The organism is Photobacterium sp., from assembly GCF_033720175.1.
In the GTDB taxonomy this organism is placed as follows: domain Bacteria; phylum Pseudomonadota; class Gammaproteobacteria; order Enterobacterales; family Vibrionaceae; genus Photobacterium.
In genome coordinates, this window is record NZ_JAWWDA010000005.1 from 1 (window position 1) to 26180 (window position 26180).

At 44.1% G+C, this 26180-nt stretch carries 21 protein-coding genes and 1 pseudogene; 6 read left to right on the plus strand and 16 right to left on the minus strand.

Annotated features, from left to right (window positions below; translation table 11 throughout):
- Positions 1-357: 357 nt before the first annotated feature.
- Together R3289_RS06975 and R3289_RS06980 are read left to right on the plus strand one after the other, a co-directional pair.
- The gene (locus tag R3289_RS06975; RefSeq protein WP_318924787.1) at positions 358-1749 is read left to right on the plus strand and encodes an L-cystine transporter; all 1392 of its coding nucleotides are present in this window, start codon (positions 358-360) and stop codon (positions 1747-1749) included.
- A 200-nt stretch (positions 1750-1949) separates the two neighbouring features.
- Positions 1950-2122, plus strand: a pseudogene (locus R3289_RS06980) (IS630 family transposase); the annotation flags it as partial.
- Positions 2123-2156: 34 nt separating this feature from the next.
- On the opposite strand, the gene maoP reads toward R3289_RS06980, so the two are convergent.
- From maoP to R3289_RS07015, 7 genes are all read right to left on the minus strand, one after another.
- On the minus strand, positions 2157-2504 hold the full coding sequence (gene maoP / locus R3289_RS06985) for a DUF413 domain-containing protein (protein ID WP_318924788.1): 348 nt from the start codon (positions 2502-2504) through the stop codon (positions 2157-2159).
- 174 nt (positions 2505-2678) lie between these two features.
- Positions 2679-3158, minus strand: coding sequence for an ATP-dependent zinc protease (locus tag R3289_RS06990; RefSeq protein WP_318924790.1), 480 nt, complete (start codon positions 3156-3158; stop codon positions 2679-2681).
- Between the two features lie 2 nt (positions 3159-3160).
- On the minus strand, positions 3161-4048 hold the full coding sequence (locus R3289_RS06995) for a mechanosensitive ion channel family protein (RefSeq protein WP_318924791.1): 888 nt from the start codon (positions 4046-4048) through the stop codon (positions 3161-3163).
- Positions 4049-4141: 93 nt separating this feature from the next.
- Complete coding sequence (locus R3289_RS07000; protein ID WP_318924792.1) at positions 4142-5302, minus strand: cation:proton antiporter; 1161 nt, start codon at positions 5300-5302, stop codon at positions 4142-4144.
- Positions 5303-5558: 256 nt separating this feature from the next.
- The gene (locus R3289_RS07005; protein WP_318924794.1) at positions 5559-6128 is read right to left on the minus strand and encodes an outer membrane beta-barrel protein; all 570 of its coding nucleotides are present in this window, start codon (positions 6126-6128) and stop codon (positions 5559-5561) included.
- Positions 6129-6204: 76 nt separating this feature from the next.
- Entirely contained in the window at positions 6205-7983 is a 1779-nt protein-coding gene (locus tag R3289_RS07010; protein ID WP_318924795.1) for an SLC13 family permease, read from the minus strand.
- A 320-nt stretch (positions 7984-8303) separates the two neighbouring features.
- Complete coding sequence (locus R3289_RS07015; RefSeq protein ID WP_318924796.1) at positions 8304-9128, minus strand: DUF5718 family protein; 825 nt, start codon at positions 9126-9128, stop codon at positions 8304-8306.
- A 289-nt stretch (positions 9129-9417) separates the two neighbouring features.
- On the opposite strand from R3289_RS07015, the gene R3289_RS07020 reads away from it, so the two are divergent.
- Positions 9418-10455, plus strand: coding sequence for a serine protease (locus R3289_RS07020; RefSeq protein WP_318924797.1), 1038 nt, complete (start codon positions 9418-9420; stop codon positions 10453-10455).
- 68 nt (positions 10456-10523) lie between these two features.
- Here R3289_RS07020 and R3289_RS07025 read toward each other — a convergent pair whose 3' ends face one another.
- Complete coding sequence (locus R3289_RS07025; RefSeq protein ID WP_318924798.1) at positions 10524-13676, minus strand: multidrug efflux RND transporter permease subunit; 3153 nt, start codon at positions 13674-13676, stop codon at positions 10524-10526.
- Positions 13677-13685: 9 nt separating this feature from the next.
- Complete coding sequence (locus R3289_RS07030) at positions 13686-14801, minus strand: efflux RND transporter periplasmic adaptor subunit (protein WP_318924799.1); 1116 nt, start codon at positions 14799-14801, stop codon at positions 13686-13688.
- Between the two features lie 280 nt (positions 14802-15081).
- Here R3289_RS07030 and R3289_RS07035 point away from each other — a divergent pair, with 280 nt between their 5' ends.
- On the plus strand, positions 15082-16017 hold the full coding sequence (locus tag R3289_RS07035; RefSeq protein ID WP_318924801.1) for an NAD(P)-dependent oxidoreductase: 936 nt from the start codon (positions 15082-15084) through the stop codon (positions 16015-16017).
- Positions 16018-16122: 105 nt separating this feature from the next.
- Here the strand turns inward: R3289_RS07035 and R3289_RS07040 are convergent, their stop codons facing one another.
- A complete protein-coding gene (locus R3289_RS07040) occupies positions 16123-16608 on the minus strand; it encodes a DUF1097 domain-containing protein (protein WP_318924803.1) in 486 nt (161 codons plus the stop codon).
- Between the two features lie 389 nt (positions 16609-16997).
- Between R3289_RS07040 and nagZ the strand changes: the two genes are divergently transcribed.
- Complete coding sequence (nagZ, locus tag R3289_RS07045; protein ID WP_318924804.1) at positions 16998-18002, plus strand: beta-N-acetylhexosaminidase; 1005 nt, start codon at positions 16998-17000, stop codon at positions 18000-18002.
- A 76-nt stretch (positions 18003-18078) separates the two neighbouring features.
- Here the strand turns inward: nagZ and R3289_RS07050 are convergent, their stop codons facing one another.
- The 6 genes from R3289_RS07050 to R3289_RS07075 all read right to left on the minus strand — a co-directional run bounded on the left by R3289_RS07050 (position 18079) and on the right by R3289_RS07075 (position 24241).
- A complete protein-coding gene (locus R3289_RS07050; protein WP_318924806.1) occupies positions 18079-19662 on the minus strand; it encodes an EAL domain-containing protein in 1584 nt (527 codons plus the stop codon).
- Positions 19663-20522: 860 nt separating this feature from the next.
- Positions 20523-21437, minus strand: a complete 915-nt coding sequence (locus tag R3289_RS07055; protein ID WP_318924807.1) for a cation diffusion facilitator family transporter — start codon at positions 21435-21437, stop codon at positions 20523-20525.
- 190 nt (positions 21438-21627) lie between these two features.
- On the minus strand, positions 21628-22062 hold the full coding sequence (gene trxC / locus R3289_RS07060) for a thioredoxin TrxC (protein WP_318924808.1): 435 nt from the start codon (positions 22060-22062) through the stop codon (positions 21628-21630).
- 336 nt (positions 22063-22398) lie between these two features.
- Positions 22399-22854: a hypothetical protein gene (locus R3289_RS07065; protein WP_318924809.1), complete on the minus strand. Its 456-nt coding sequence runs from the start codon at positions 22852-22854 to the stop codon at positions 22399-22401.
- Positions 22855-23194: 340 nt separating this feature from the next.
- Positions 23195-23881, minus strand: coding sequence for a VC0807 family protein (locus R3289_RS07070; protein WP_413466685.1), 687 nt, complete (start codon positions 23879-23881; stop codon positions 23195-23197).
- Positions 23882-24097: 216 nt separating this feature from the next.
- On the minus strand, positions 24098-24241 hold the full coding sequence (locus tag R3289_RS07075) for a hypothetical protein (protein WP_318924812.1): 144 nt from the start codon (positions 24239-24241) through the stop codon (positions 24098-24100).
- Between the two features lie 296 nt (positions 24242-24537).
- On the opposite strand from R3289_RS07075, the gene R3289_RS07080 reads away from it, so the two are divergent.
- On the plus strand, positions 24538-26082 hold the full coding sequence (locus R3289_RS07080) for a glutamate synthase-related protein (protein WP_318924813.1): 1545 nt from the start codon (positions 24538-24540) through the stop codon (positions 26080-26082).
- Positions 26083-26180 lie beyond the last annotated feature (98 nt).

Consider the following 26180-nt stretch of genomic DNA (forward strand, 5'->3'; position numbering starts at 1 on the left):
GCACTGTTTTTGCTCAGGTGTAAGTCGTTGGATAGACTCTAATAGTTGCGTAAAATTGAAGTCTTCCATGCTGGTAGCCTCAAGGAGTTAGCATATCTATCTATAATATAGTTTATCAACTTGAGTACTGAACAGAGCCCTAATTGTATCTGTAAATTAGTGCACGTGTAGTTAGACTGAACTCTGCAACAAAATCCTTTATTACTAAAAGTTTTATATTGTGCGATTTTCTTATACCTCAAGCAATTAAAAACGCTTCACAAATGTATGATAAATCGAATACGCTCTCCAGCGTCTTCGATTTAAAGCAGATAAACGAAATTATTCGCTGCCAATTTACCTTGTTAGGAACACCTCATGATGTATCCAATTTTAAACCTTATAATCTTTGCTTTTCTCATTGGATTATTATTCAAGTTACAACGTTCAGAAAATACACTGTCTAAGCGTGTATTTACCAGCCTAGCGCTAGGTGTGATTTTCGGTGGAACACTACAGTTTATTTATGGCGGCGGTAGTGATGTTATTGCAACTACGCTAGAGTACGTTAATATCGTGGGTGCAGGTTATGTTAGCCTACTGAAGATGATCATCATGCCACTAATTATGGTGTCGATCATTGGTGCCATTATCAAAGTGAAAGATTCGGGTTCACTGGGTAAAATTTCAGGCCTTTCTATCGGTATCTTACTGGCGACAACGGCGGCATCTGCGTTGATCGGTATTTTAGTGAGTAATCTCTTTGGCCTTTCCGCCGAAGGCATTGTACAAGGTGCTCGTGAAATCGCACGAGGCGAAGTATTGACAAACCGCCTATCAACTATTGAATCTGTGTCGTTTGCTGACATGGTGATTTCGTTCTTCCCAGGTAACCCCTTTGCAGATTTAGCTGGCAGCCGTGCAACATCAACTATTGCTGTGGTGATTTTCTCTGCTTTTATTGGCGTTGCCGGTTTAACCTTAATGAAAACAGAACCAGAGTTGGGTAAAAGCTTTGAAAAGTTTATCAATGTTGCTCAGGAAATTGTAAAAACGTTAGTTCGCATGGTGTTGAACCTGACGCCTTATGGTGTACTGGCTCTGATGACTAAAGTTGTCGCGGGTTCAAACTACGATGATATTCTTAGCCTGATTAATTTTGTTGCCGCTTCATATGTTGGCCTTGGACTTATTCTGGTAATGCATTTAATTCTGGTTACATTTGTTGGTGTGAGCCCAATTCGTTACCTGAAGAAAATTCTCCCAGTCTTGACCTTTGCATTCACCTCTCGTTCAAGTGCTGGCACCATTCCTCTTAACGTAGAAACTCAGGTTAAACAATTAGGTAACGGAGAAGGCGTAGCCAACTTCTCAGCTTCATTCGGTGCCACTATGGGCCAAAATGGTTGTGCAGGCCTTTACCCAGCGATGCTGGCGGTGATGATCGCTCCTACAGTCGGTATCAACCCGCTCGATCCAAGCTTCATGGCAACATTGATTGCGATTGTCACAATCAGTTCTTTCGGTATTGCTGGTGTTGGCGGCGGTGCAACCTTCGCCGCACTAATTGTTCTATCTGCACTGGATATGCCTGTCGCGCTAGCTGGCCTATTGATTTCAATCGAACCTCTCATTGATATGGGCCGTACGGCGGTAAACGTAAGCGGCGCGATGACGGCGGGTACAATTACCTCTCGTGTTCTGGGTCAAGCTGACAATGAGATCTTTGAACAAGACAGAGATCTAACCGCACAAGACGCTAAAGCGTAATATCAGCCTCAGCGTCTTATGTACGAAATGAAAACTTCAGATATAAAAAAGATCACTCGTTAGTGCAAGCTATTACAATTTCGTGCGGTCAAGAATTAGAGGGAGCACTGCTCTCTTTAGTTCTTTTTAGAGAGATTTCCACATAAGTTCATGAAGCAAAGCAGCACGCTTTTATCGAATCTTATAACGCGCTCAATGCGCTTTTTAAAGTGATCAACGAGAAGTCGAGGAATAACGTTTCTTTCAAAAGCAAAAGTGACTTCAAAGGAAGTCATTGAGCAATTTTTTAGGTCACCCTTCCAGAGAACGCAGGCTCTTTGAGGTCTCGAATTTATCAAACTTTCAAGTGCTCAAGCCTGCATCTTCAAGTTAATTGGGTATAGAAGGTAATGATTTACTCGAGCGGATTAATAATCGATATCGTTGTCAGTACCCATATCATCATCTTCATCGTACATACCTTTCTGAACACGCTGCGAAGCACATAAATTATAGCGACGTACTTTCTGACTGATTTGATTTGAATATTTGACCCAACACCGACCAAAATCAGAGGTAACCGCCTGTTGTCCGCTGATTTCAGCTAGAAATTGATGCTCAGACTCTTCACCCGGCATGAATATACCATCGCGAAGTCCCAGCATTGTACGGCCATAGTTTTCTAAAAGAGCGGCTTCATTGATGGTGAAAACACCTGAACGATTAAACCCGTGAGGGAAATTTTTATCGTCGTAAAATTTTCCGGAATTTCTCATTACAGTCTTTCTCCTGATAGTTTCCGCTGATATTCTTTCAGAATTGACAGCTTGTAAATCAAACAATTTCCGTTGTGACGATAAAATAATTTTATTGAATATTATGCACATGCCAATATTTGCAACGTATATAAACAGTCGCTAATTTCACATCACTCTTTGATATATAATTTGCTATAAATCCTCATCCTCCCCTGAATCACTGTCTACCTGCTTTTTCCGAAACGGCGGTCCCAACAGATAAGATTTCACCGGATCAACCAAAAAACGATTATTGAGCACGTTGCGCCCCAACAACATTCGAAAACGCATACATTCGCGATCGGTCAGAGTGACTTCGGCTTCAACCTGTTCTGCTCCGATAGATATTGTAGTCAATATGACATAACGCTGTTCAGTATGTCCCCCCGAATCAGTAACATCACGTTGATCGACCAATCGAGCATGACATTCAACCGCTGTTTCAACGTCGTTTTGATAAGGATGAATGTTGAACAGCACCCAAGACTCTCCCTCTTTTTGATAAGGTTCAATACGAAATGCGTGCAATGCACACGTTTTGGCTCCGGTATCAACCTTGGCTTTAACGGCAATACCAAAAACGGGTAAATCGACCCATTCCCGCCAGCCAAGCACAACTTTCTTTTTCCCCATTTTTATTCCGCCTCTGCGGCAACAAGGTTCTTTTCTTGCGTATGAGATTTTTTATCTTTTTGTGCTTTGATTTTTTCAACTTCAGCGTACCAGAACGCCATAAAATCGGCGGTTATTCGCTGCTCAATATTGACCGCCTCTTTCGTTGGGCAAAATACAGTGACCGTTAACATATTTTTCCCTAAATTAGTGCTCGTAATCCGGACACTTGCCTCGCTTCCACTAAGGTTGACTCCCAGGCGCTTATCAATCAGCACACTGTATCGATGGGCAACATCTTGAAATGGCATGCAGTACTCCTTTGCTCTCTCCAAGATAAAATCTCTCGCATCGAAGAAATTGACCGGATCTGCGTCACGAACAATGGCAAAGGAATGAGCAACATAGCGGCGCATAAAGTTTAAGTTTTGAATCGTGTTGGAAATAAATTGATTATTAGGAATAATCAACGTTCTTCCTGTATAGCCATAAGTCATGGTTTCCAGATCAATTTCAAGCAACACAGTACTAAACCAGTCGCTCCTGACAACCTCGCCATTGTTAGAACCAACCCGTATCCAGTCTCCAACAACAAAAGTACGGTTACTTGCCTGATATAATGAACCAAGAAAACACTGAATAAATTCCCGTGTTGCAACAACAAGTGCGACAGCGAAGGCGGCAATAGAAAGCGCCACAAAACGAAGTTCAGATAACCAGATAATTATCAGGCCAATGGCGATTAAAAGGTTCGTCGCATTTTTTATACTGTTTATCCATCGACGCGGAAGCTCATCTTCACCAGAAGGTCGCTGACTAAGATGGCGTACAATCAACCAACGAGCGCTCCACACAATTACAACTAAGACTATGGAGGCAATTAATTTATTTTCACTGATAAAATCGTTCATTAACTCTATACTCCTGAGCCAGTCAACATTGTCATTTAATAGACACCTATTCTGCAAAAAATATAGCCAATTGATAAGTAAATAATTTTATGCTTATTGATTATCCCACTTTAGCCATCGCTTACCCATATTGATCCAAATCGGGCTTACCAGCAACGACAGAGAAATCACGCATAATGCCAGTTGATAACCATACTCACTGATAAGTCCTGACTGCATTCCTACAGCAGACAGCACAAAACTAAATTCGCCTATCTGTGACAACAGCACGCCAGCATATAAGCTGTCGCGCCAGTTAAAACTGGCAACTTTAAGAATAAATGCGTTAATAAACGTATTCGTCAGCAGCGCCATGACGACCAGCACACCGACCTGAAGCCAGTTTGTAAGCAAAAAACCAAGGTTAAGTAACATGCCAATAGAGACAAAAAATAGGGCAATAAAAAGTACCCTGAACGATTCTAAGGTATGATGGACCCATTGAGTTTCTTTGGCAGCATTTATCAACATCCCCGCAATAAAAGCGCCTAATGCCGTGGATAAGTCAAACCATGCGGTAATCAATGCTAAGCCGAAGCAAATACTTAATGAGGTGAACAACTGCAATTCACGATCATCTTTCAACCAGCGTGATAATGGCAGATGGATCTGCTGACGAACGATTATATAGGCAAAAAGTAATCCCGCGGCGATAGCACCCGCCCCCTGTTTTGCCAAATGATATCCGTCAACCTCTCCTGCGCCTAATAAACCCAGTATGATTAGCATTGGGATAATCGCCAAATCCTGGGCTAACAATACACCTAATACACCTTGCCCGACTTTGGAATTGAGTATGCCGCTATCCTGTAATAGCTTAATCACGACAGCAGTACTGCTCAGGCTAATGACAAATCCTATCAGGATTATCCGAGGCATCGGCCATGCAAACCAGAGGCCCAGCAACCAGACACAGGTGACGCTCAAACCCACCTGTAACAGCGTACCGAAAATTGCTAGCTTCCAATTGGCAATCAACTTCCTGGCGTCCGTCTCCATGCCAACAAAAAACAACAGCAGTACCACCCCCATCGCGCCGAGACGGTTGATCACCTCAACATCAGTGATCAGTGCCAGTCCCCATGGCCCCACAAATACACCGGCAACGAGATAGGCGATAACATGCGGCTGATGTAATAACCTAAGTAACAAACCGGTTAACAAGATTAATAACAGAGCGCCCACGACCTGCGGCATTGCTGGATCCATATGCATAACAATAATTCCTTCTCCACTCTATAAAGACACGGCTCTAAATTGGCGGGAGCATATTGACGAAAATACAGATTCAAGACAGGGTTAAATCATGGATATCGTGATCTGGAAAGATTTCGTCTCTTACCACGATAGCTGAAATTATAAATAACATCATAGTAAACGCGACCATCAAGCACGCAACCTTGAGAATTTGCGAAGAAAATCAGAGCTGATGTTAAAATGGATCTGGACCCATCTTTACCCCTTCACGATATCAATAGAAATTGTAATTAATTCCAACCGAGATCATCTCAACATTGGTGTCATCAAAATCATATCGTTCAAATTCCCCGCGAAGTGACACTTGAGCGACCCTGAATGCAACGCCAACACCAAATATCAGGTCAGTTCCATTATCACCGACAAATAAGCCGTCTTTATTGATTAATTTAGCGTTCCATGATTGCAAACCCACTTTAGCGAAAATTTCTAAATTATCACTTACGGGGAGGATCCCTAAGCCAGAAACACCAAAACTGTTAGCCCCAGTATTCATTTTGAGTTCTTCGTTGGGGTATTTGATTTTTACTCCGCCTAGATCAGCGTAGAACCCCTCGATAGCAGTGTACCTATTGAACTGATATCCTCCGAATAGTTTAAAACCCGTGTCGGAATCATCTATTGCTCCACTGCCATCAGCTATCCATGCCTTATCTTCTGATGAAAATTCAAATTGGGTTACACCAATGACGCCACCGACATATGCACCGCTCATGTTTTTCGCACTTGCCAACGCAGGAGACAGGGCGACAATGATATTTAATCCAATTATAATTTTTTTCATTTATAAATTACCGAGGAATATTAAATACACCGCAGTGCAATCTAGCACATTAAAGGCCAACATTATTTTGAGGCTCTTATGGTGGCCAAACCATTAAAATCATCGGAATACCAACCAGAACAATCATGATTTCTAACGGCAAGCCCATACGCCAATAATCGCCAAACTTGTAACCGCCCGGTCCCATCACTAAGGTATTCGATTGATGACCGATCGGTGTTAAAAAGGCGCAAGACGCACCGACGGCAACAGCCATCAAAAAAGGGTCTGCACTCACATTCATCCCTGCAGCGATATCAATCGAAATCGGAGCCATAATGATGGCAGTTGCCGCATTATTAATCACATCCGAGAGAAACATTGTGACGACCAGAGTCAACCCCAGCGTCAAGAATAATGGATATGAGACTGTCAAGCTGAGAACTTGTTCGGCCAGCATCTTAGTCAGCCCCGTCGTCTCCAAAGCTTCACCTATCGGGATCATAGCCATCAATAGAACAATGACCGGCCAGTCAATCGGAAGGTAGAGTTGCTGAACGCGTAAAATGCTCAAAAACAGATAAGCCAGTATAGCCAATATAAAAGCAATGGATAACGGTAATACCTCTGCTACACCAAGCGCAATGGCTGCCACAAAAATACCCAGAGCTAATCCGATACGCCGCGGTAATCCTAAACTCAAGCTTCTCTCCGCCAACGGCAGCATCCCTAGCTCCGGTAGCTGTGTTTCCAGGCTGTCACCAGTTCCCTGTAGCAGCAAGATATCACCGACACGGAATGTTTGACGGCACAATCGACGTCTGATCTGCTTTCCTCGTCGAGCCAAACCCACCAATGCCAGAGAATTTCCACTCAGACGCCGTAAATAATTCACATCTCGCCCTTCAAGAACAGAGCCTGACTGTACCACTCCTTCTGCCAGCGACAAATCACCACTGGTTAGCCTTTTGAACTCACCGTCTGCACTGGTTATAAGCTCCAGATCGCAACTATTCAAAAAGGCTTGAATATCACCCGGATCAGCCTGAAGTATCAGAATATCGCCAGCCTTCAATTGGTATTTATATGGCAAATTTATCGCCCTCCCATATTCCCGGGTTAATCCAATCACCTCAACATGGTTGTCATCCAGTTCTTCCAGCTCTTTGACACCAGTCCCGATCAATTTAGAATCGGCAGGCACAATCACTTCTGTCAAATAATCATCAATTGAGAATAGCTGTTCAGTCGGGCTCTTTCCCATACGAGCTTTAGGAATCAACCGCCAGCCGAAAAAGGAAATGAAGAATACGCCTAAAGCCGCCACGGTGGCACCTACGGCGCTAAAGTCAAAAAAGTTAAACGGGGTTCCGGCAGTCTGGCTGCGCAAAGAGGCAATAATAATATTTGGAGGGGTGCCTATCGATGTCATCATTCCCCCAAGAATACTGCCAAACGCCAGAGGCATTAATAGCATAGCAGGAGAGCGTTTATGCTTACTGGCAGTAGCAAGAGCAACTGGTAGCATCAAAGCTAAGGCTCCTACATTATTCATAAATGCCGAAGCCACCGCGACAATGGAAGTCAATAAAAATACGTGCAGTAATGGGTTATGAATATAATCCAAAATGAGGTGCGTAATCATGTCAACAACACCCGATCGCTTTAGTGCATCACTAATCACAAGTACCGCAGCCACTGTTACCACGGCCGGATGCCCGGCTCCCATGAACGCCTCGTCGGCAGGAATCAAACCGATAATCACACACAATGCTAATGTGATAATCGCAACAATATCGTGCCGAATACGTCCCCATATAAACAGCAGCAAAGCCATCAGCACGATGAAGGTGATCTGATACTGCTCAGTTGTCATGCACAGATCCTTTTAGCAAAGCTATGGGGAAGCGCCCCCTAAAATGGCACTGGTTGCATAATAGCTTGTCTCTCGACTTAAATATTAGCTGTCACACCAGACCTCTGCCATCGTTAAAACGAATCTGGTTAGTTTAGTTGAGGAAGGAGGGAAATAATGAAATCTTCAGCAATTCGAGTTGCTGGTAAAAAATATATTCGTATCAATGCAGTAGATACAATAGTAACCCTGATGAGAAAATCAGAGTGGGCGTAGCCCATCGGTTTCTAACAATAGAAAAGCCTGAAAGTCAGGCTTTTTATTTGTCGAGTCACATCTATTTAAACGACCTGCTGAACAAGCGCTGACAAGCTATCTTCGGCGAAAGTATTATTTTCGGCCATTCGAGCAACATCTTCCTGACTGTATTTTTCACCGTCATAAACCACGACAATACTGGTATCACCCGACTGCAAAAAGTGCGTTTCACCATATTCGGTATAACGCGTGGCCCCGATACTGATTAATGTCTGTTCAGGATAATTAGCGTTCGCTAAATGCTCCGCAATGTTCTCTGCCGGACCAATATCTTGCTGATGATTCATACGATCAACAATCCAGTCCAGTAATTTTTCATGGAAGTAACTATAGCCAATCACAGGACTATCTTCGCCGTAACGAGAAACGTCCTCACCCCGTTTATGAAAACTGGCGATACGGTAACGATCAAGCACACCACCTTGTGATAGCCCGTCAATATCAAACATGGTAGCAGCGACGCCTTTGGTCTGCGCCCCCCAGTTCTTTTTCTCACTGATTTTCTTGGCATTCGGTTTGCGAATCGAGCAGTCATTATAAGCAGCAAACCGTATTGGCTTGAGAGCAGTAACACGATTGTCCTGATATTCAATATCACATAACAGAGCCACTTCTGGCTCTATTTGTAAATTGTCAGCATCATTCGGTGGAATAATGGTATCGCTAGAGAGCGGATAAGTGGATAAGAACCCCGCGCTCTCAGAAGGCACATAGAATGGAAAAATGGCTTTCGGCTGAATTTGTTCTTTTACTTCAACCGTCAGAAAATCATTAGCCTCGCCAGCCTGTTCTAAATGGCCGGCAAAGTTACCCGCCACACCAAAACCAATCACACGTTTAAAAGTCATAATCGCCTATTCATATTGAGGATGCATTCGAACAAGCTCTATTCTAGCGAGCTGGCCTAGCTGTTGCGAGGCTCACAGCACTTAATTTTGTGCTAGCTCAAGATAATTGAACTTTGTTTTATCCTTTAAAAAATAAAGAATTGATGGGGGTTCAGATTTATTTGAATGACACTCACAGAAATAATATATCTACACCAAACCCAGATGCTATAAAGGTATAATTTTTCACACTGGCATTATAGCCATTGGCCTCTATGCCCTATTGAAGCCGTGTACATTTGGTATCAGGATGATCAATCAAAAAATCGCTTTAACCGCTACATTCATAACCATGATGTTATCACCAGCCATGGCGCAGCAAACCGAGCAATCCCCTGCCACTCCACAGGCTAAGGTTCTTAACGGAGAGAATGCTTCAGGCTATGCGGATAACCTGCAGCCTTGGCAAGCCGCGATCCTCACGGCTGACAGGTATATCTCAGGCTGTGGCGCTTCGGTGATCGCTGACACATGGTTGGTAACAGCCGCCCACTGTGTAGATCCACTATTAAGTGATACGGTGATCGCCGGAACTTCCTATATTCTGCAGGGAGCAACTGCAGACATTGACAACCAATACCGTTTCAATGTTATCAAAAAGATCCGCCACCCAGATTATACCGGCCATTATGATCCGTCCAGTCTGGATCATGATATTGCCCTTTTAGAGGTTGACCGTTCATTACTGAACGTAGCAACACCAATCAAAATTGCCACAACTGCAGAACAAGCAATGGCTGATAACCATTTTGCCAATAGCTGGACACCTGATGCTTATTCTGAGCCCAACCTGATTGCATCTGGTTGGGGGGATACCACCAAGACTGATTTACCGCCAAATGAACTGCAAGTCGTAGAACTTTCCGGTATTCCAGATTCACTGTGTAATACACCGTACCAAGTAAAAGATGAAACTCATTTTGTCTGCGCTGACTCTAATGATCCGGCACTGAAAAAAGACGTTTGTGCCGGTGATTCAGGTGGCCCTTTAATTTGGCAGAACCCGACACATATATCCGATTCTGATAAAGGCCAACGGCTTGTCGGGGTAACCAGCAACGGTCCTAATTGTGATATGAAAAATTCAGGCGTTTCAGGTGCACAATTTAATGGCCTATACACCCAAGTTTCTACTTATTTAAGCTGGATTGAAACAGAGCTCAGCTCTCAGACAAAAGCCAGCGCTCGTACAGGAAGCAGCGGAGGATCTGTCCCGCCGCTTGCCGTACTCTCTCTTGCCGCTGTCGGCTTGTTCCGGCGAAAAAATAGCACTATATCCTCATCGTAGTTTGTGTTTAAAACGTATGAAAAAGGGTTCCGATAGGAACCCTTTTTATTTAATAACGCTAGTCGAGATTACTCGTCAGCTAACTCCACCAGCTTGGTTGAGCCACCATGAATTTTTTCACGGCGGCGCTGAATAACAGCAAAGAAACCCGGAATGAGGAAAGTACCGGCAAGCAATACAAATACCAGACCGCCCGTCAGTGATATCCCCAGCGAGTTCTGACTGATATGACCGGCACCCGACGCAAATATCAGCGGTAAGATACCCAGAATAAATGACCATGACGTCATATTCACGGCGCGGAAACGCAATTTACCACCACGTACCGCCGCCTGATCAATATCCAGCTCCTTTTCTTCCCGTTCAATCTTGGCAAATTCCACGATCAAAATCGCATTCTTCGCCGCCAGCGCGATCAGCAGAACCAAGCCGATCTGGGCATACAGATCCAACGGTGTCCCAGTCATACTCAGTGCTAAGAATGAACCTAGCGTAGCCACAGGCACGACCAGAATAATTGCCAGCGGAATACTCCAGCTCTCATACTGTGCCACCATGAACAGATAAATGAAGATCAACGCCAGAGCAAAAGCATAAATTGCCTGATTACCAGCCTTCACTTCCTGATAAGCCATCCCCGTCCACTCATACTGATAACCCTGCGGTAAGACTTCAGCCGCGACACGTTCCATCGCCGCAATCGCGTCGCCGCTTGAATAGCCCGGAGCGGGACTGCCCTGGATCACTGCAGCACGGTACATGTTGTAGCGCCATGCAACATCCGGCTCGAACACCTGCTCAATGGTTGCCAAGGTACTTAGCGGGATCATTTCACCAGTCGATGAACGTACATGGAACCGCTCCAGCGATTGCAAATCGCTACGATACTGACTGTCTGCCTGAAGTGTTACCCGGAAGTTCTTACCATAAAGGGTAAAGTCATTCACATAGATAGATCCCAGATTGCCTTGCAAGGTCTGGAACACGTCGGTCAGGGGAATCCCCAGCTGCTTCGCTTTAATCCGGTCAACATCGACATAGAAATGCGGGACATTGGCCCGGAACGTACTGAACGTGTGCTGGATCTCCGGCTGAGCACTGGCTTTCTGAATCAACTCTCCCATAACATTGGCCAAATCCGTTCGGCTTCGCCCGAGCGTGTCTTCCAATACAAATTCAAATCCCGATGCTGCGCCCATTCCCGGAACAGCTGGCGGACCCATAGCAAACACAACCGCTTCGGGCAATTCTATCGCGGCACGGGCATTAATACGGCGAGTGATCGCGAATGAAGAGTGATCCCCGGCCAGCTCACTACGCTCATCCCACGTTTTCAGTTTGATGAACATCGATGCCCCGTTTGATGCAGCCGCACCCGTCAGGAATGCATAACCGTTGGCAACCGTGATCCCTTCAACCCCAGGTTCCTGCTCAATGATATTCTGAAGTTTAATCGCCGTTTCTTCAGTACGTGACAGCGATGCCGCATCCGGCAACTGGACATTAACCAGTAAAATGCCTTTATCTTCCTGTGGCACAAATGCCGTAGACGTAGTCTTCGCCAATAAGGTAACCGCTAAAACAGCAATCACGAAGAAGCTGCCTAACAGGGCAACTTTACGAACCAAGAAACCCGCTATGACTCCGTATCTAAGCGTAACGGTATCCAGCCCTTTATTGAATTTCTGGAACCAGCGAGCAGTATTATTTCCGTTTTGTTTTAATACCAGAGAACACAGCGCCGGAGACAGGGTCAACGCATTGATCGAGGAGATAACAACTGAAATGCAGATAGTCAAAGCAAACTGGCGATACATGATCCCCGTGATACCAGGTAGCATAGCAACAGGCAGGAATACAGCCAGCAATACCATTGTTGAGGTGATGATCGGGCCCGTGACCTCTTTCATCGCAATCAGGGTAGCTTGCCGCGGCGTCAGACTCGGATCGCGACTCATATTAGTATCTACGTTTTCGATAACCAGAATGGCATCATCCACCACGATACCAATCGCCAGGATCAAACCAAACAGCGTCACCGTATTGATTGTAAAACCAGCCGCAAGCATGACGGCAAAGGTACCAATGAGCGAAACCGGAATAGCAACAACAGGGATCAGGGTCGAGCGTACGCTACCCAAAAACAGGTAAGTCACGGCAATGACCAAAATAACCGCTTCAACCAGCGTTTTAACCACACCTTTAATCGACTCGGCGACGAACAGGGTTGTATCATAACTGGTTTCATAGGCCATACCATCAGGCATATTGTGACTGAGCTTCTCTAGCAACTCCATTACCGCCTCGCCACTTTCTAACGCATTGGCATCAGATTGTAACGATAAAGCCACAATGGAAGCCGGCTTGCCTCGGAAAGTACCGTATCCTTCATAGGATTTCTTACCCAACTCTACCCGTGCGATATCTTTGAGGTAAACAACCGAACCGTCCGGACTAGCGCGCAGCACAACTTTCTCGAACTCTTCCGCGGATTCGAGTCGGCCCTTGGTCACCAGATTAAACTGGACTTCCTGCGCGTTGTTATAAGGAGGCGCACCCACTTTGCCTGTCGCAACCTGCACATTCTGCTCGGCGAGAGCGGCATTGACATCAGACGTTGTCAGCCCCAGATTCGCCATCCTGTCGGGATCAAGCCAAACACGCATTGCGTATTCACCGCCACCAATAACATTAACCTCGCTGATCCCCTGTACCCGCGCCAGCTGATCTTTGATGTTCAGATTGATGTAGTTAATCAGGAACTTATCATCGTATTTGCCATCCGGTGAATAGAAGTTTAAAACCATCAGTAAGTCAGGCGAACGTTTCTTTACTGTCACACCCACCATGCGAACTTCAGCCGGTAGCTTCGATTCAATCTGAGCAACACGGTTTTGCACATTCACCTGGGCCATATCAGGATCGGTACCGATATCAAATGTCACGTTCAGGTTATAAGAACCATCATTGGCACTTTTCGAGGACATGTAAATCATGTTCTCAACGCCATTCACAGAGGCTTCAATCGGGTCAGCAATGGCCTCTTCGACAACCTCCGCACTCGCTCCTGAATAATAAGCCGTTACACTCACCGATGGCGGACTGATTTTAGGGTACTCTGCCACTGGCAAATTCAATACGGCAATTAGACCTGCCAAGGTCAAGATTATAGAGATCACCAGCGCGAATTTAGGACGCTGGATAAAAAAGCGACTCAGCATATTCTTTCCTTATGCATCCGTATTTTCAAGACGAACGGCCATACCATTACGCACACGTTGCAGACCTTTAGTCAGCACGACCTCTTCGGCGACTACGCCTTGACGGATAATCACCCCCTGATCGGTCTGAGGGCCAAGTACCACATTGCGACGCTCGGCAACGTTACCCTCGGTAAGGATCATCACAAAGTCACCTTCCAAGTCGCTTTGTACCGCGCGACGTGGAATAACCATCATTTTCACCGGCTGTTTTTCACGTAACAACACTTGCACATGCTGGCCCGGCAGCAATGCTTGAGATGGATTTGCAAAACTTGCGCGCATGGCGATTGTCCCGGTATTCAAATCGATGCGATTACCAATAAAATCGACTTCGCCGAGAAGCGGATACTCTTTACCATCATTTAATGTCAGAACAACTTCGACATCGCCGTTACCACGACCGCTGCCATCAAGAGTATCGATACCCAGATCTAACCGCTCACGTTCGCTGAGGTTGAACACCGTATGGATCGGGTCAAGACTGACTAAAGTCGTCAGCACACCAGATGAGGGAGAAACCAGATCACCAATACTGGCCTTACTGTCACTGATCCGGCCGCTGAACGGAGCAACAACGCGGGTATATGACAGATCAACTTCAGCGGCATATAACTGGGCTTTAGCCGATTTCAGTTGCGCTTCAGCACCTAGCTTATCCGCAGTCAGCTTATCGAATTCCGACTGACTAATACTGCCTTTCGGCAATAGATTCAGACCTCGATTAAAATCTAATTCGGCATTTTTTAAACTGGATTCAGCCTGAGAGATTGCTGCCTGAGCACTGGCTACTCTTGCCTCATAGGCGGCAGGTTCAATTTGAAATAACACCTGCCCTTTTTCTACCGTCTGGCCTTCGGTAAATAATCGTTCTTTCAGATAACCCGAAACCTGCGCCGTGATTGCCGCGTCTTCAATGGCGTTAGTCCTCCCGACATATTGCTTGCCTTGCTGGTAATCAATGACACTCACAGGCTCTGCTGCAACCAGCGGAATTACCGGGGCTTGTTGTCCTTTTTGATTATCACCACACCCCATAAGTAAACCCGAACTTACGAGTGTCGCGATAATAAGTCTTCTCTTCATTTTGCCGACCATAGTTATAATTAAAAAATAAATTTCTGATGTGCGAATTCAAGGCAACCTGCTAAAAATCACGCAATAAATATCAATAATTTCCTTGTCCGGTACGTTAGCAACCCGGCTTTAATGAAAGCTGAATGACTTTTGATAACACCGGTTTTTGGACAGTTTTATGTTTCAAAACATTTCAACGTCGGGAAGGCAAGAAAAATAACTGGCTAGTGATAAGACCAATAGATATAAGATACTATTGGCGTTAGGATACCGAGGAAGTATTAATATAATGGATTTTTTCCCTGTTTTTTTAAACCTGAAGAATAGAAAAGTGCTTGTTGTCGGCGGCGGTGACGTCGCATGCAGAAAAGTTGATCTCTTGCTTCGTGCCGGCGCTGATATCACAATTATTTCACCTCAGTTACACCCCCACCTGTCTCGCTTAGCGGCTGATCAGCGACTGACCTACATTAAGCAAAAGTACGATCCATCTTGCGTTATAGGGTTCCATCAGATCTGGGCAACGACCGATGCTCCCGAACTGAATCATCAGGTTTTTTCTGATGCCGAAAACGAAGGCATCTGGACCAATGTTGTTGACGATCCACGCCATTGCCATTTTATTACCCCGTCAATGATTGATCGGACCCCGATTCAAGTCGCGATTTCCAGCGGCGGAGCCTCACCCGTTCTGGTACGTTTTATCAGAGAAAAACTTGAAACCCAGCTTCCACAGAACCTGAGTTTGCTGGCTGAGTTTTCAGGTAAACAAAGAGAGCGCATCAAACAGCATTTCAAAACAGTGGATGAAAGAAGAAAATTCTGGGAGCGTTTTTTCCGCCTGCCAACTGTCGAACAAGCAAGCAATATTGCCAGTTTAGAGCAGGCATTCACACTGTTACTGTCCAAGCCCGAAGCCCAGACCAGTCACCTTTACCTGATAGAAACAGGTCTCGACCCGGAAATGCTGACACTAAAAGCACTACGTGTAATGCAGCAATCTGACGTTGTGCTGTACCCGGAAGGAAGCAATGATATTTTCGTTGATCTATGCCGCCGGGATGCTGACCGTGAGCCGTACATACCAGAGACACTTCAGAATCAGGTTCATGCGTTATTAAATGAAGGATTACGCGTTTGTGTACTGGCCCCTAAAGCCACTCACCCTGAAACGCTAACCTCTTTGTGCCAAGAAATAAAGGGGCTGTTTATTCCTTGTATCTAATGTTTAAAAAAACAGATCCCCGAAAGCAAAAAAACGCACATATCATAAAGATATGTGCGCAAAACATTCCACAAAGGGATATCAAGGAGGGAATATTATTTGGTATTACTCTGCTTCAGCTGCAGCCAATTTTGAATTGGGTTGGTTGAGCTTCTGATGTAACCACAATCCAGATGCCTTCATGGTATAACCAAACAGTGCTCCAACAGTCAACGACGGAATGACAAGTTGCCAGTCACCGTTCGCAGCAAAGGTTGCACATGCTCCGATAAAGGTTCCCGGAATATAATTCAACCATGTTTTCTTTGCCTGAAAACACATGAAAAACGATACGATAGCAGTGGCCATATAACCTAAAATTTCAACGCTGAACAGGCTCGACAGGTGAATAATGACCATCGCCCAAAAGACGCCGCTCATATTTGTCACAATGCTCAGGCCAAGGCCTTTGATACCATCTTTAGGGGAAGCAAAGTAGGTTGTGCAACCCAGAAATCCTGCCCAGCTCAATAGACCCAGGGAAACAGCCACCCATCCCCAAATACCAGAAAGAATACCTGTGGTTAATGAAATTGCTACCAGTACCGTCATGTTGTGATCTCGTAAATATATAAAAGCACTTGAATTCGTAAACAGTGTAGTCAGCTACAAAATAAACAAAAGAGATATCGATCACACTATATAAAATTTTGTTGCATGCAATTTCTTGAGAAGATGATCGATCTCACACAAAACAGGCACTTTTCAACATGACTGCAATCTGTATATTTTTTATCGTTAAGCATTCTGTATTACCATCAACCCAGTGTTGATATGTGGAAACAGTTAACTCATATAATTCCGTCTAAGGTATCTATCCAAGCGAGGATACTGATCACCGTGACCTGTATTTACACTTTTCAAATTGCGGTTATCTCAAGCTATGGTAAGTTAAGCTTTTTGTTATCTATATCCCCAATTTATAAACTTCGGAGCAACCCATGGGCCCTTTAATGCTCGATGTCTCAGGCTGTGAACTTAACGCTGAAGAACGTGAAATTATCCAGCATCCTACTGTTGGAGGGATCATCTTGTTCGCACGCAATTATCACAATCGAGCTCAATTACGTGCTCTGACAAAAGATATCCGCCAAACAGCCAAACGCCCTCTTCTTATTGCCGTTGATCAGGAAGGCGGCCGTGTTCAACGCTTTCGTCATGAATTCACTCACCTTCCACCGGCAAAAGCTTTTGCCGAGCAGGACAATGGAATTGAATTGGCAAAACAAGGAGGGTGGATAATGGCAGCAGAACTGCTTGCTATGGATATTGACCTCAGCTTCGCCCCTGTTTTAGATTTAGGCTTTGACTGTAAGGCCATTGGTGATCGCGCATTTTCCGACGATCCGAAACAAATAATAAAGTATGCCAGCCAGTTTATTCAGGGCATGAGACAGGCAGGAATGGCAGCGACAGGCAAACACTTCCCAGGACACGGAGGTGTCATTGCGGATTCTCATCTAGAGACCCCTGTCGATCCACGAGAGACAATAAAGCAACACGATATGACTGTCTTTCAGCACCTAATCGAACAAAACCTTCTCGATGGCATGATGCCAGCCCATGTGGTCTTCGAGGCTTTTGATGACAAACCCGCAAGCGGTTCAGACTATTGGCTGAAAGATGTTTTGCGTGGGGAACTCGGCTTCACCGGAGTCATTTTTTCTGACGATTTAAATATGAAAGGTGCCGATGTCCTGGGCAGTTACAGTGAAAGAGCCATTGCAGCACAACGTGCTGGCTGTGACATGGTAATGTTGTGTAACAACCGTGACGGTGCTATTGAGGCCTTAGATGGGTTACCCCAAACCCAGGTACAGCTACTCGATACGCTGTTGAAAAAGCCAACTGGCGAATACCGCGATCTGATCAAGACCAGAATGTGGCAAGAAACAGAGAATGATATCAACCGATTGACTCAGTCATGGCGAGATAAGAACGCTTAATAGACGTTGCCGAGATCAGTAAGCGGAGCTGTTGAACAAAGGTGAGCTCAAAGAAAATCGGTTCACCTTTCTCCGTTTAATCAATACAGACAATTTGATTTCCCATATGATGATTGTCATTTTTATGTGACGCCATCGTTTTACTGAAATAGGCAAAGTCTCTGAAAATCATCGGCCGGCCAAAATAAAACCCTTGCTGCAAATTAACCCCTTGATCGGCCAAATACTGAGATTGTTCTTCGGTTTCAACCCCTTCCGCAATCATTTCCATTCCGGCTTCTTTACCAAAAGCAATTATTGAATCAAGCAAAGACAGCTTGATATCCGATGTTCCGATGTTTTCGACGAACATTTTATCAATTTTCAGGCTGCGGATATTAAGTTGCTGAATATAGCTAAAGCCCCCATACCCTGTACCGGCATCATCCAACTTAACATCAACACCCTTAAGTCGCAGGTGCTCAATAACATCTGATGCAATAGCCAAATTATTAAAGCGTTTACGTTCGGTCACTTCAAACGCTATTTGAGTGGGTTCCAGATCTGAGTTTCGTAATAAATCGAGTGATTTTTCGATAACTTCAAGACTCTCTAACTGATCAGGCACTACGTTAATACTTATAATTTGCTTAGTGACGTGCCAGTTTAACTTACCGATCTCATTAATGGCTTTTTCCATCAATTGTTCGGTGATCGGGAGTATTTGACCACTTTTTTCAACATAAGGAATAAATTCCATCGGCGATATCATATCCTGTCCGGGACGCTTCCACCGAGCAAGCATTTCACAGCCATACAGTGAATTTGTGGCGACATTCACTATCGGTTGATAATAAGGAACGAACTCTCGCTTTGCTATTCCCTGCTCTACCAAAGAATGTAGTGACATTTTTTTTCTTATCGCTGTACGATAAAGAAAAATAAATAGCCCTCCCATCGCACCACCGAACAGAAACAAAGGTAGCCAAAGGTTATCTTCATACCTATCAAGTAACTCTGTTTTAACAAATGTATTCAGCCGGAGTCCGTTAACAAATTCTGAACTGAACAATGGTTCTTTTGACAGCAGAAATGCGTCACCACGCCAGAAAGAAACGGTGGGATTGTCTATCGATGACATTGAGCTCAGTATACAATCATCACAATATTTATTGCGAAGAGTATCTGATACCAAAGGCTCCATATGGACCAGCATCGTCCCTCGTTCATCTTTCCACTCAGTCACCAATATATTTTGTTCATTACGGGATTCTGATGTCACCCATAGCGAAATATTTGAACTTAAATTTTTGATTAAGGGCGTCAGACGGCTCTCTGTATCAGCGCCTTTAAAGCTGGTGCATTGTTTGCCATTTCGCGTTTGTAGGGTAATACGTCGAATAATATAATCATTGTAAGCAATATGCTGCAGTTGATGCTCATCCAGAGCCCCACAATCTAATTGAAACTTTTCCGATAACTTACCCAAAACAGCTGGAAGTTCAGCAAAATTCATTGAATAGGTCTGAAGTAACTCTTTAGAATCTGTACGAATAACGTAGGAAAGCTGTAGCCTGGAAAAGTATCCAGTCGATAGTGAAAAAAGAAAAGCTAAGCCAATCACAAATGCGAGTGCATAAAGCTCCGTTTTAAAATGGGCTATCTTTGTGAACGCGCTCATTTCTTCATATCCGTCTGTAAATTAGCTGAACTTAAGCTATGTAATATAACTAAGTTTTATCTCCATATATTCGTTAACCATATTCATTAGCAAGATTATTAACAAGCAATTATTTCAATAAGTTAGCGACACAGATCACGCCTTAGTTCAAAAAATTTTCAAAGAAAAAAAAGTTACCGAAATAGTATAAACAATGGTTATACCGTATAGCGTAGATAAATAAAATAACCCGTATAACCAGAGAGGAGAGAAGCTCAGAAATCAACGTACCTTTGCAAAAAGGTCATATAGAGAACGGCAGCAAAGGAAACAGCAGAAAAATACGATTAAGAAATTAATCATATTCGATAGAACAGCGTCAAAACGCCAGATAGGACCTTAGAAGCTAAAGTGCATCACGTGAACGGTCTACATCTTTGGTACACTTTTTCTCTTTTACAATGATGTAAACAGCACCAATGATAAAGGCCAGAACTAACACGGTTTCCATAATTTAACCTTATACAGTCTCGGTTACAAATGACTGATACCATATTCAGCTCATGGTCAGCCTAAAACGTTAAGTTACGGTCTAAAAAATGTCTCTCACTAAAAACAATTTTTAGACTTGAAAAGAAGATACCTTACTTGGCTTAATCTTGCACAAATGACTTGTCAGATTGTGATAAAAAATGGCCTGTTTTTCAAGCAGCGAGTCCTTTAAAGTCATATCTTTGTATTATACACACTAACTTTAGCAGAAATTGACATTAGCTTACGACTGATGATTGGATGATCAAGTACAAAAAAGCGGCCGAAGCCGCTGTCTATAATCAAACTACTCACAACGAGTAATTCAGATCACTGGAAAATGATGCCGCTTACAACCATCGTTCCTGCCCTGTAAAGCTAACTGACAACCAGGTTTCACCTAGATCATCGGATAACTCATCCCATAACAGCTGGCGAATATGATCCTGCCGCTTAGTTGTCCATCTTGCATCATCTTTAACCAAAATATTGATTTCAAGATCATACTGACGCCCGATTTTAGCAAAGTGGTGTGTATAACCATCAAAGTGATATTTTTTTGAAAGGGCTTCTATCACACGATCGACGTGACGCTGCGCCTTATTTTTCGGCGCAACCAATAACACCTCTCGAATGTTACGACGTAACACCTTAATCGGTAAAACTGATGCCGCAATAGAAAGAGTGGAGACGAGGATTGGGTCAACATAAGCGTTCCAACGGGAATAACCCATTGAGTCAAAAATAACCACCATAATGAAACCAACTAAGATGGCGGCACTCAGTATGCCATCGACTAACCATTCTTGTGAGTCGATACGAACCAGTTCTGAATCCACACTTTTAGCGATGTGGGTTTCTGTATAGTAAATAGCAAAACAACAAATGGTTGATAGCACTGCATAGGTCAGTGCGTGTTCCAGGACAATATCATGACCGCCTTTGACAATGGTTTGCACACCGCTAATGAAAGCGAACAAGCAGGTAATTAAGATGAGCAAGCCATTGATGACATTAATAAGCGGTTCGATATGCGCATAGCCGAACTGGAACTGCCTGTCATCAGGTTTGGAGACTAAATACGCGGTATACAGACTTAAACCCGTCATACCCATACTTAGAAATGAAAACATACCGTCAAGCAAAATGGCATTAGAATCAACATACAATCCATAGCCAATACCCAGGCTGGCAACTAAAACAGTACCAGCTAGAGATAATTTCAGAGCAAGACGTTCTTTACTAATTTTACGGCTAGTAGCCATATTATCCTCCTTTCACTTTCTGTAATAAATGTATCTTTCAACACCGTTATATCTCAAAACGGCTCTTTTTCAAAATCACTATTTAGTCACCATCGAAATTTGTGTATACGATGGGAATGTGATAGCGGGTATAAAAACATGTTAGGGAACGCGTATAATCAAGTAACTAGAACGTTTCAGGTCAGGTTCTTTAGGAAGGCAATACATCATCAAGCCACTGTCCAAACTCTTTTTTCCGTAAGGCGGTATTCAGAACAGCCTGCTGCTTACCTTTCTTGAACACAATAATCGTTGGAACACCTCGGACTCGATATCGTGAAGCCAGCGCCCTGTGCTGATGGCTGTTCACTCTTAAAAAACGTAACTGCTGCTTACGTTCAGCCGCCACTTTTTCAATAATGGGCTTAAACATATTGCATGGCGTACAGTTCGCTCCCCAAAAAGTCACCACAACAGGTTTAGGGCTCAGGATCAGCTGCTCAAAATTATTTGCATTCGCTTCCACAGGCTTCCCATCTAACAATGGTTTATTGCAATGGTCACAACTCACCGTATTTGACAATGATTGAGCCGCGATATCTGCCCCCTTGCCACAGTGGGGGCAATCAACAGTAATTAACTTCATTATTTATTCCAGTTCCAACTCTCGCCGAGAGAAAAGTCACATATTTTATACCAGGCACACTAGGCTCTTATTGAATCCGATGAGTAGTCTATACGGCGTGATACCAATCGGTATTATCTTAAATATCAGTATACAAGACATCACGGAGTAAAAGTAGATTCAACACTGCGCAATCTATGCTCAAGTGATCTCAATATGGAGGAGTCAGAGCAGCTCAACGAGTTCAGTTCAAACACAATAAGTATCGGAATGATTACTCCCTTTTAAGCTCATTGAGGCTGAACTGGGGACGCTCAGTCACTCTCTGAGCGAGGTTTATTGGCTTCTATGGCAGGTTTATTCGTTTCTTTGCAGCTGTAGTTGCTCAATATCACTGAAAAAAGTAATGATCTTGGCTCTGCTTACATTGTATTTAAAATCTGTACTTTCGCAGATATCCTGAGCATAGCCTTGCTTCTTGGCGTTTTTAGTTTGGAAAAACTCACATGTGGCACGTTGTTCACATGCCATGTCCCGCTCTGAACTCAATTCATCCCACTGAGCTGAAAAATATTTTAGGGCAAAATCTAACTGATCATAGTTTTCATCTGTCAGCTCTGGGCGCAGTACACTCAGCTCCTGCTGACGTTCATGGATAAATTCGTCAAAAGACTCTGATAAGCTGTATGTCGATGTGCTATAGCACTTGTCTTGCACAAACTGGCCTTGCTGGCTTAACTGATCATGAAAAGGCTCCTGAGAAGTACAAGCCGTGACCAGACAAAGTGATAGAAAACCTGAAAACAACTTCATAACCCACCACAGGAAAATTAAGAACACCCCGGTGGTGTTCTTAGTAAAGTATTACCGATTCTTCCAGAGTGTCTATGTAAACCCCATATAGTCTCAACTATAAGACGCCATCACCCGCTAAGCCGGCAGGATTATATTAATAAGCATTTGATTTAGAGTGTAATTTCAAAAAGACCGTTCCTTCGCTCACTTACAGATGGCTCTGCGGCAACGAAGTATTTCTTATGCAATAGAGGGCGGAGTATCTGAGCGATTCAGAGCGTTTTGCACGTGGAATTAATACGAAAGGTGAACTCTGGAATAAAAAATCCGGAACCAATTGGTTCCGGATTTTTGCTGATTATTGAGCTTTAAAGATCTGAGCTGATTCAAGCTGTGTCATCTGGCGAGTTTTGCGCCAGACGAAATAAAAAATGCCCATCATCATGAGCATTGATGGAATCGCTATCATCGGATAACTCATTAAGGTTAACTTTCCGAGTTCTTCGTTAAAAGCCGCAGAGCCGGAAGGACTGGTTACAATCGTGGTAGCTAAGATATAGTTCATCACCGACGAGAAAATAAACGTGCTGGCAAATAAATAGTTAGACTGTACAAGACAACGATCAAATTGATCTTGCTTGTTATTCATCGCTAATTTTTCCCTGATCAAAGGAAGATTTAAAACGTTATCGTTTAAAAGCATCTTACTGACAACAGGATATTTAGTGTAGGTTGAAATAAATACCCCCAAGCCAATTAAGCCAGGGATCAGGGCTTCCTTAACGGCTAACCACTTGGTATCCAGTTCTAACAGACCTATACCACCAGTAAGCAAGATGCTGACAAAGCCTAGCAATGAAATAAAATTAAACTTTTTGAATCGGATCAGTTCGTAGCCACCAAAAACAACAGGAAATGCTAATGCGATAACAAGCGCACCAACCGAGCCAAGATGGTCGTCACCACTCAATTTCATCAGAATGACAGACGGTACAATGACGTTAAAGATCAAATCAGTAAATGGGTTCGCTTTTTTTTCAGCCATAATCTCATTCAAAGGTTACTAAAGAAATGCCGGTCCATTGTTCCGCTATTTTTCGATGCTGTAAAGAGGTATCACGTTACAAAGCATTAAAGTAGAGGACCATCAGAACCGGAAAGCTCTACAATACACTGATAGCTGGTATAAAATAACCTCCGTACTGAAGACCGTTCTAACTGATTGATATTGCCTTAATGCGCCCTAATTCCCCATCAGCCATTAGGGAAAGTGAAGAAGAACAGATGGTGCTAACTCTGACAAAACAAAACCAATACAAGCCGGCAAGATAAACGCCACCCCGACTATGCCTGCGGCATAAATCATCACATTCATTACACTCTTTACTTTTTTATACTTATTCATTGTGTGTATCCGATACCCAACCCCTCATGATGTGAGATTCAGAACTTCCACTGTATCTTGAGGTACTTGGATATATAGCATGCCATCAAATTGTTGAACGCTACTGTACTCCGCTCCTGTCATTTTTTAAACACGTCGTTTTGGAACACTTTGTTCTATTATTTTGAACAATCCCTCATTTAGTTCGTACAGGCAAAATCTGCCCTCCTCCTCCATACTCAATCCGATACGTACGAAATCAAAAAACACGAAATGGCGTTGTGCGTACATCACACAATTTAAACAGGAGTCGAGTGATGACTAAACCGATTGTGGCCAATAACCGTCCGCTCAAAGTTCACCTTAATGCGGGCGAGGAGTATCACTTCTGTGCTTGCGGCCGTTCAGCCAACCAACCATTTTGTGATGGCTCTCATCAAGGTACAGGTATGACCCCAAAGGCTTTTAAAGCGGATAAAAGCAGTGAAGAATACTTATGTGCCTGTAAACATACTCAAAATGCCCCTTTCTGTGATGGCACTCATCGGCAATTCTCAGTAAGTGATATCGGTAAAGAAGGTCCAGGTGTACTAAGTCGTCATGATGAGATGCCAGTTGCCACCGCAACAAAGGAAGAGCCCACAGTCGCTTTCATTCATCAACTGGCTCGGGAAGGCCTGTCAACATTGGGCCACCACGGCCCTATGACGGCCATGGGAGTGCCACGCTACCAATTGCCCCTGTGGGATGACATCCAAATCATGGTGGCGCAGCTGGCCGCCAAGCCATTACCGGAAGAGACGAAAGTGGGTACCGAACTGGTTATAGGCCCGAAAGCAAAACGACCATTAGTGCTTGATATACCACTTTTTGTCTCTGACATGAGCTTTGGTGCGCTTTCGGAAGAAGCCAAAACGGCATTAGCTATGGGGGCTGAGCTGGCCGGAACGGGGATCTGCTCAGGTGAAGGCGGTATGCTCGCAGAAGAGCAACAAGCTAACAGCCGTTATTTTTATGAACTGGCCAGCGCCAAATTTGGTTACCACGAGGAATTACTGAAAATGGTACAGGCATTTCACTTTAAAGGAGGACAGGGAGCTAAAACGGGGACAGGCGGTCACCTTCCTGCAGCCAAGAATGTCGGAAGAATTGCGCAAGTACGTGGATTAACAGAGGGGACTGACGCAATTTCCCCTCCTACATTTACCGATCTAAAAACCGTGAAGGATTTCGCCGAGTTCGCTAATAATGTCAGGGAAATCACCAACGGGATCCCCATTGGATTCAAGCTCAGTGCTAACCATATCGAACGTGACATGGGATTTGCTCTCGAAGCTGGCGCAGACTATATCATTCTTGACGGTCGTGGCGGTGGTACGGGAGCGGCCCCGCAATTATTTAGGGATCACATCAGCGTGCCTACCATTCCGGCTTTAGCGCGTGCCCGTTACTTTCTTGATAAGCAAGGCATGACAGACTATGTCACTCTGATCATCACTGGTGGCATAAGGGTGCCCAGTGATTTTATCAAAGCCCTGGCATTGGGTGCCGATGGCATTGCCATTGCTAACAGCGCCATGCAATCGATCGGCTGCGTGGCTGCTCGTATCTGTAATACTAATAATTGCCCGGCAGGTATCACGACGCAGAAAAAGGATTTACGCCAGAAGTTAAATCCCGACAAAGCGGCCAAACAGCTGGCTAATTTTTTTGCCGCCTCAACCGAACTGATGCAAGTAATGGCAAGAGCCTGTGGCCACCGCCACTTAAATCAATTTAATAAAGATGATTTGGCAACATGGGATCATGAGATGGCAAGATTAGCCGGTATTGAATACTCAGGGTTTAAACAGCGGGATTGAAGTATTGTTGCTCAATGTATTCTGTGCTTATTCACAGATAGCTAACGTCTAATTGCATAACAGAAAAAAGCGATTATGCTGGGACCTGTTTAGCTGAT

Excerpts from the sequence above, each read along its gene's own strand:
- R3289_RS07075 (WP_318924812.1), bottom strand. The coding sequence starts at position 24,241 with ATGAATAAGTATAAAAAAGTAAAGAGTGTAATGAATGTGATGATTTAT.
- trxC (WP_318924808.1), bottom strand. The coding sequence starts at position 22,062 with ATGAAGTTAATTACTGTTGATTGCCCCCACTGTGGCAAGGGGGCAGAT.
- R3289_RS07000 (WP_318924792.1), bottom strand. The coding sequence starts at position 5,302 with ATGCATATGGATCCAGCAATGCCGCAGGTCGTGGGCGCTCTGTTATTA.
- maoP (WP_318924788.1), bottom strand. The coding sequence starts at position 2,504 with ATGAGAAATTCCGGAAAATTTTACGACGATAAAAATTTCCCTCACGGG.
- R3289_RS07065 (WP_318924809.1), bottom strand. The coding sequence starts at position 22,854 with ATGAAGTTGTTTTCAGGTTTTCTATCACTTTGTCTGGTCACGGCTTGT.
- R3289_RS07040 (WP_318924803.1), bottom strand. The coding sequence starts at position 16,608 with ATGACGGTACTGGTAGCAATTTCATTAACCACAGGTATTCTTTCTGGT.
- nagZ (WP_318924804.1), top strand. The coding sequence starts at position 16,998 with ATGGGCCCTTTAATGCTCGATGTCTCAGGCTGTGAACTTAACGCTGAA.
- R3289_RS07020 (WP_318924797.1), top strand. The coding sequence starts at position 9,418 with ATGATCAATCAAAAAATCGCTTTAACCGCTACATTCATAACCATGATG.
- R3289_RS07035 (WP_318924801.1), top strand. The coding sequence starts at position 15,082 with ATGGATTTTTTCCCTGTTTTTTTAAACCTGAAGAATAGAAAAGTGCTT.
- R3289_RS07015 (WP_318924796.1), bottom strand. The coding sequence starts at position 9,128 with ATGACTTTTAAACGTGTGATTGGTTTTGGTGTGGCGGGTAACTTTGCC.
- R3289_RS07005 (WP_318924794.1), bottom strand. The coding sequence starts at position 6,128 with ATGAAAAAAATTATAATTGGATTAAATATCATTGTCGCCCTGTCTCCT.
- R3289_RS06975 (WP_318924787.1), top strand. The coding sequence starts at position 358 with ATGATGTATCCAATTTTAAACCTTATAATCTTTGCTTTTCTCATTGGA.
- R3289_RS06990 (WP_318924790.1), bottom strand. The coding sequence starts at position 3,158 with ATGGGGAAAAAGAAAGTTGTGCTTGGCTGGCGGGAATGGGTCGATTTA.
- R3289_RS07055 (WP_318924807.1), bottom strand. The coding sequence starts at position 21,437 with ATGGCTACTAGCCGTAAAATTAGTAAAGAACGTCTTGCTCTGAAATTA.
- R3289_RS07070 (WP_413466685.1), bottom strand. The coding sequence starts at position 23,881 with ATGGCTGAAAAAAAAGCGAACCCATTTACTGATTTGATCTTTAACGTC.
- R3289_RS07050 (WP_318924806.1), bottom strand. The coding sequence starts at position 19,662 with ATGAGCGCGTTCACAAAGATAGCCCATTTTAAAACGGAGCTTTATGCA.
- R3289_RS07030 (WP_318924799.1), bottom strand. The coding sequence starts at position 14,801 with ATGAAGAGAAGACTTATTATCGCGACACTCGTAAGTTCGGGTTTACTT.
- R3289_RS07080 (WP_318924813.1), top strand. The coding sequence starts at position 24,538 with ATGACTAAACCGATTGTGGCCAATAACCGTCCGCTCAAAGTTCACCTT.
- R3289_RS07010 (WP_318924795.1), bottom strand. The coding sequence starts at position 7,983 with ATGACAACTGAGCAGTATCAGATCACCTTCATCGTGCTGATGGCTTTG.
- R3289_RS06995 (WP_318924791.1), bottom strand. The coding sequence starts at position 4,048 with ATGAACGATTTTATCAGTGAAAATAAATTAATTGCCTCCATAGTCTTA.
- R3289_RS07025 (WP_318924798.1), bottom strand. The coding sequence starts at position 13,676 with ATGCTGAGTCGCTTTTTTATCCAGCGTCCTAAATTCGCGCTGGTGATC.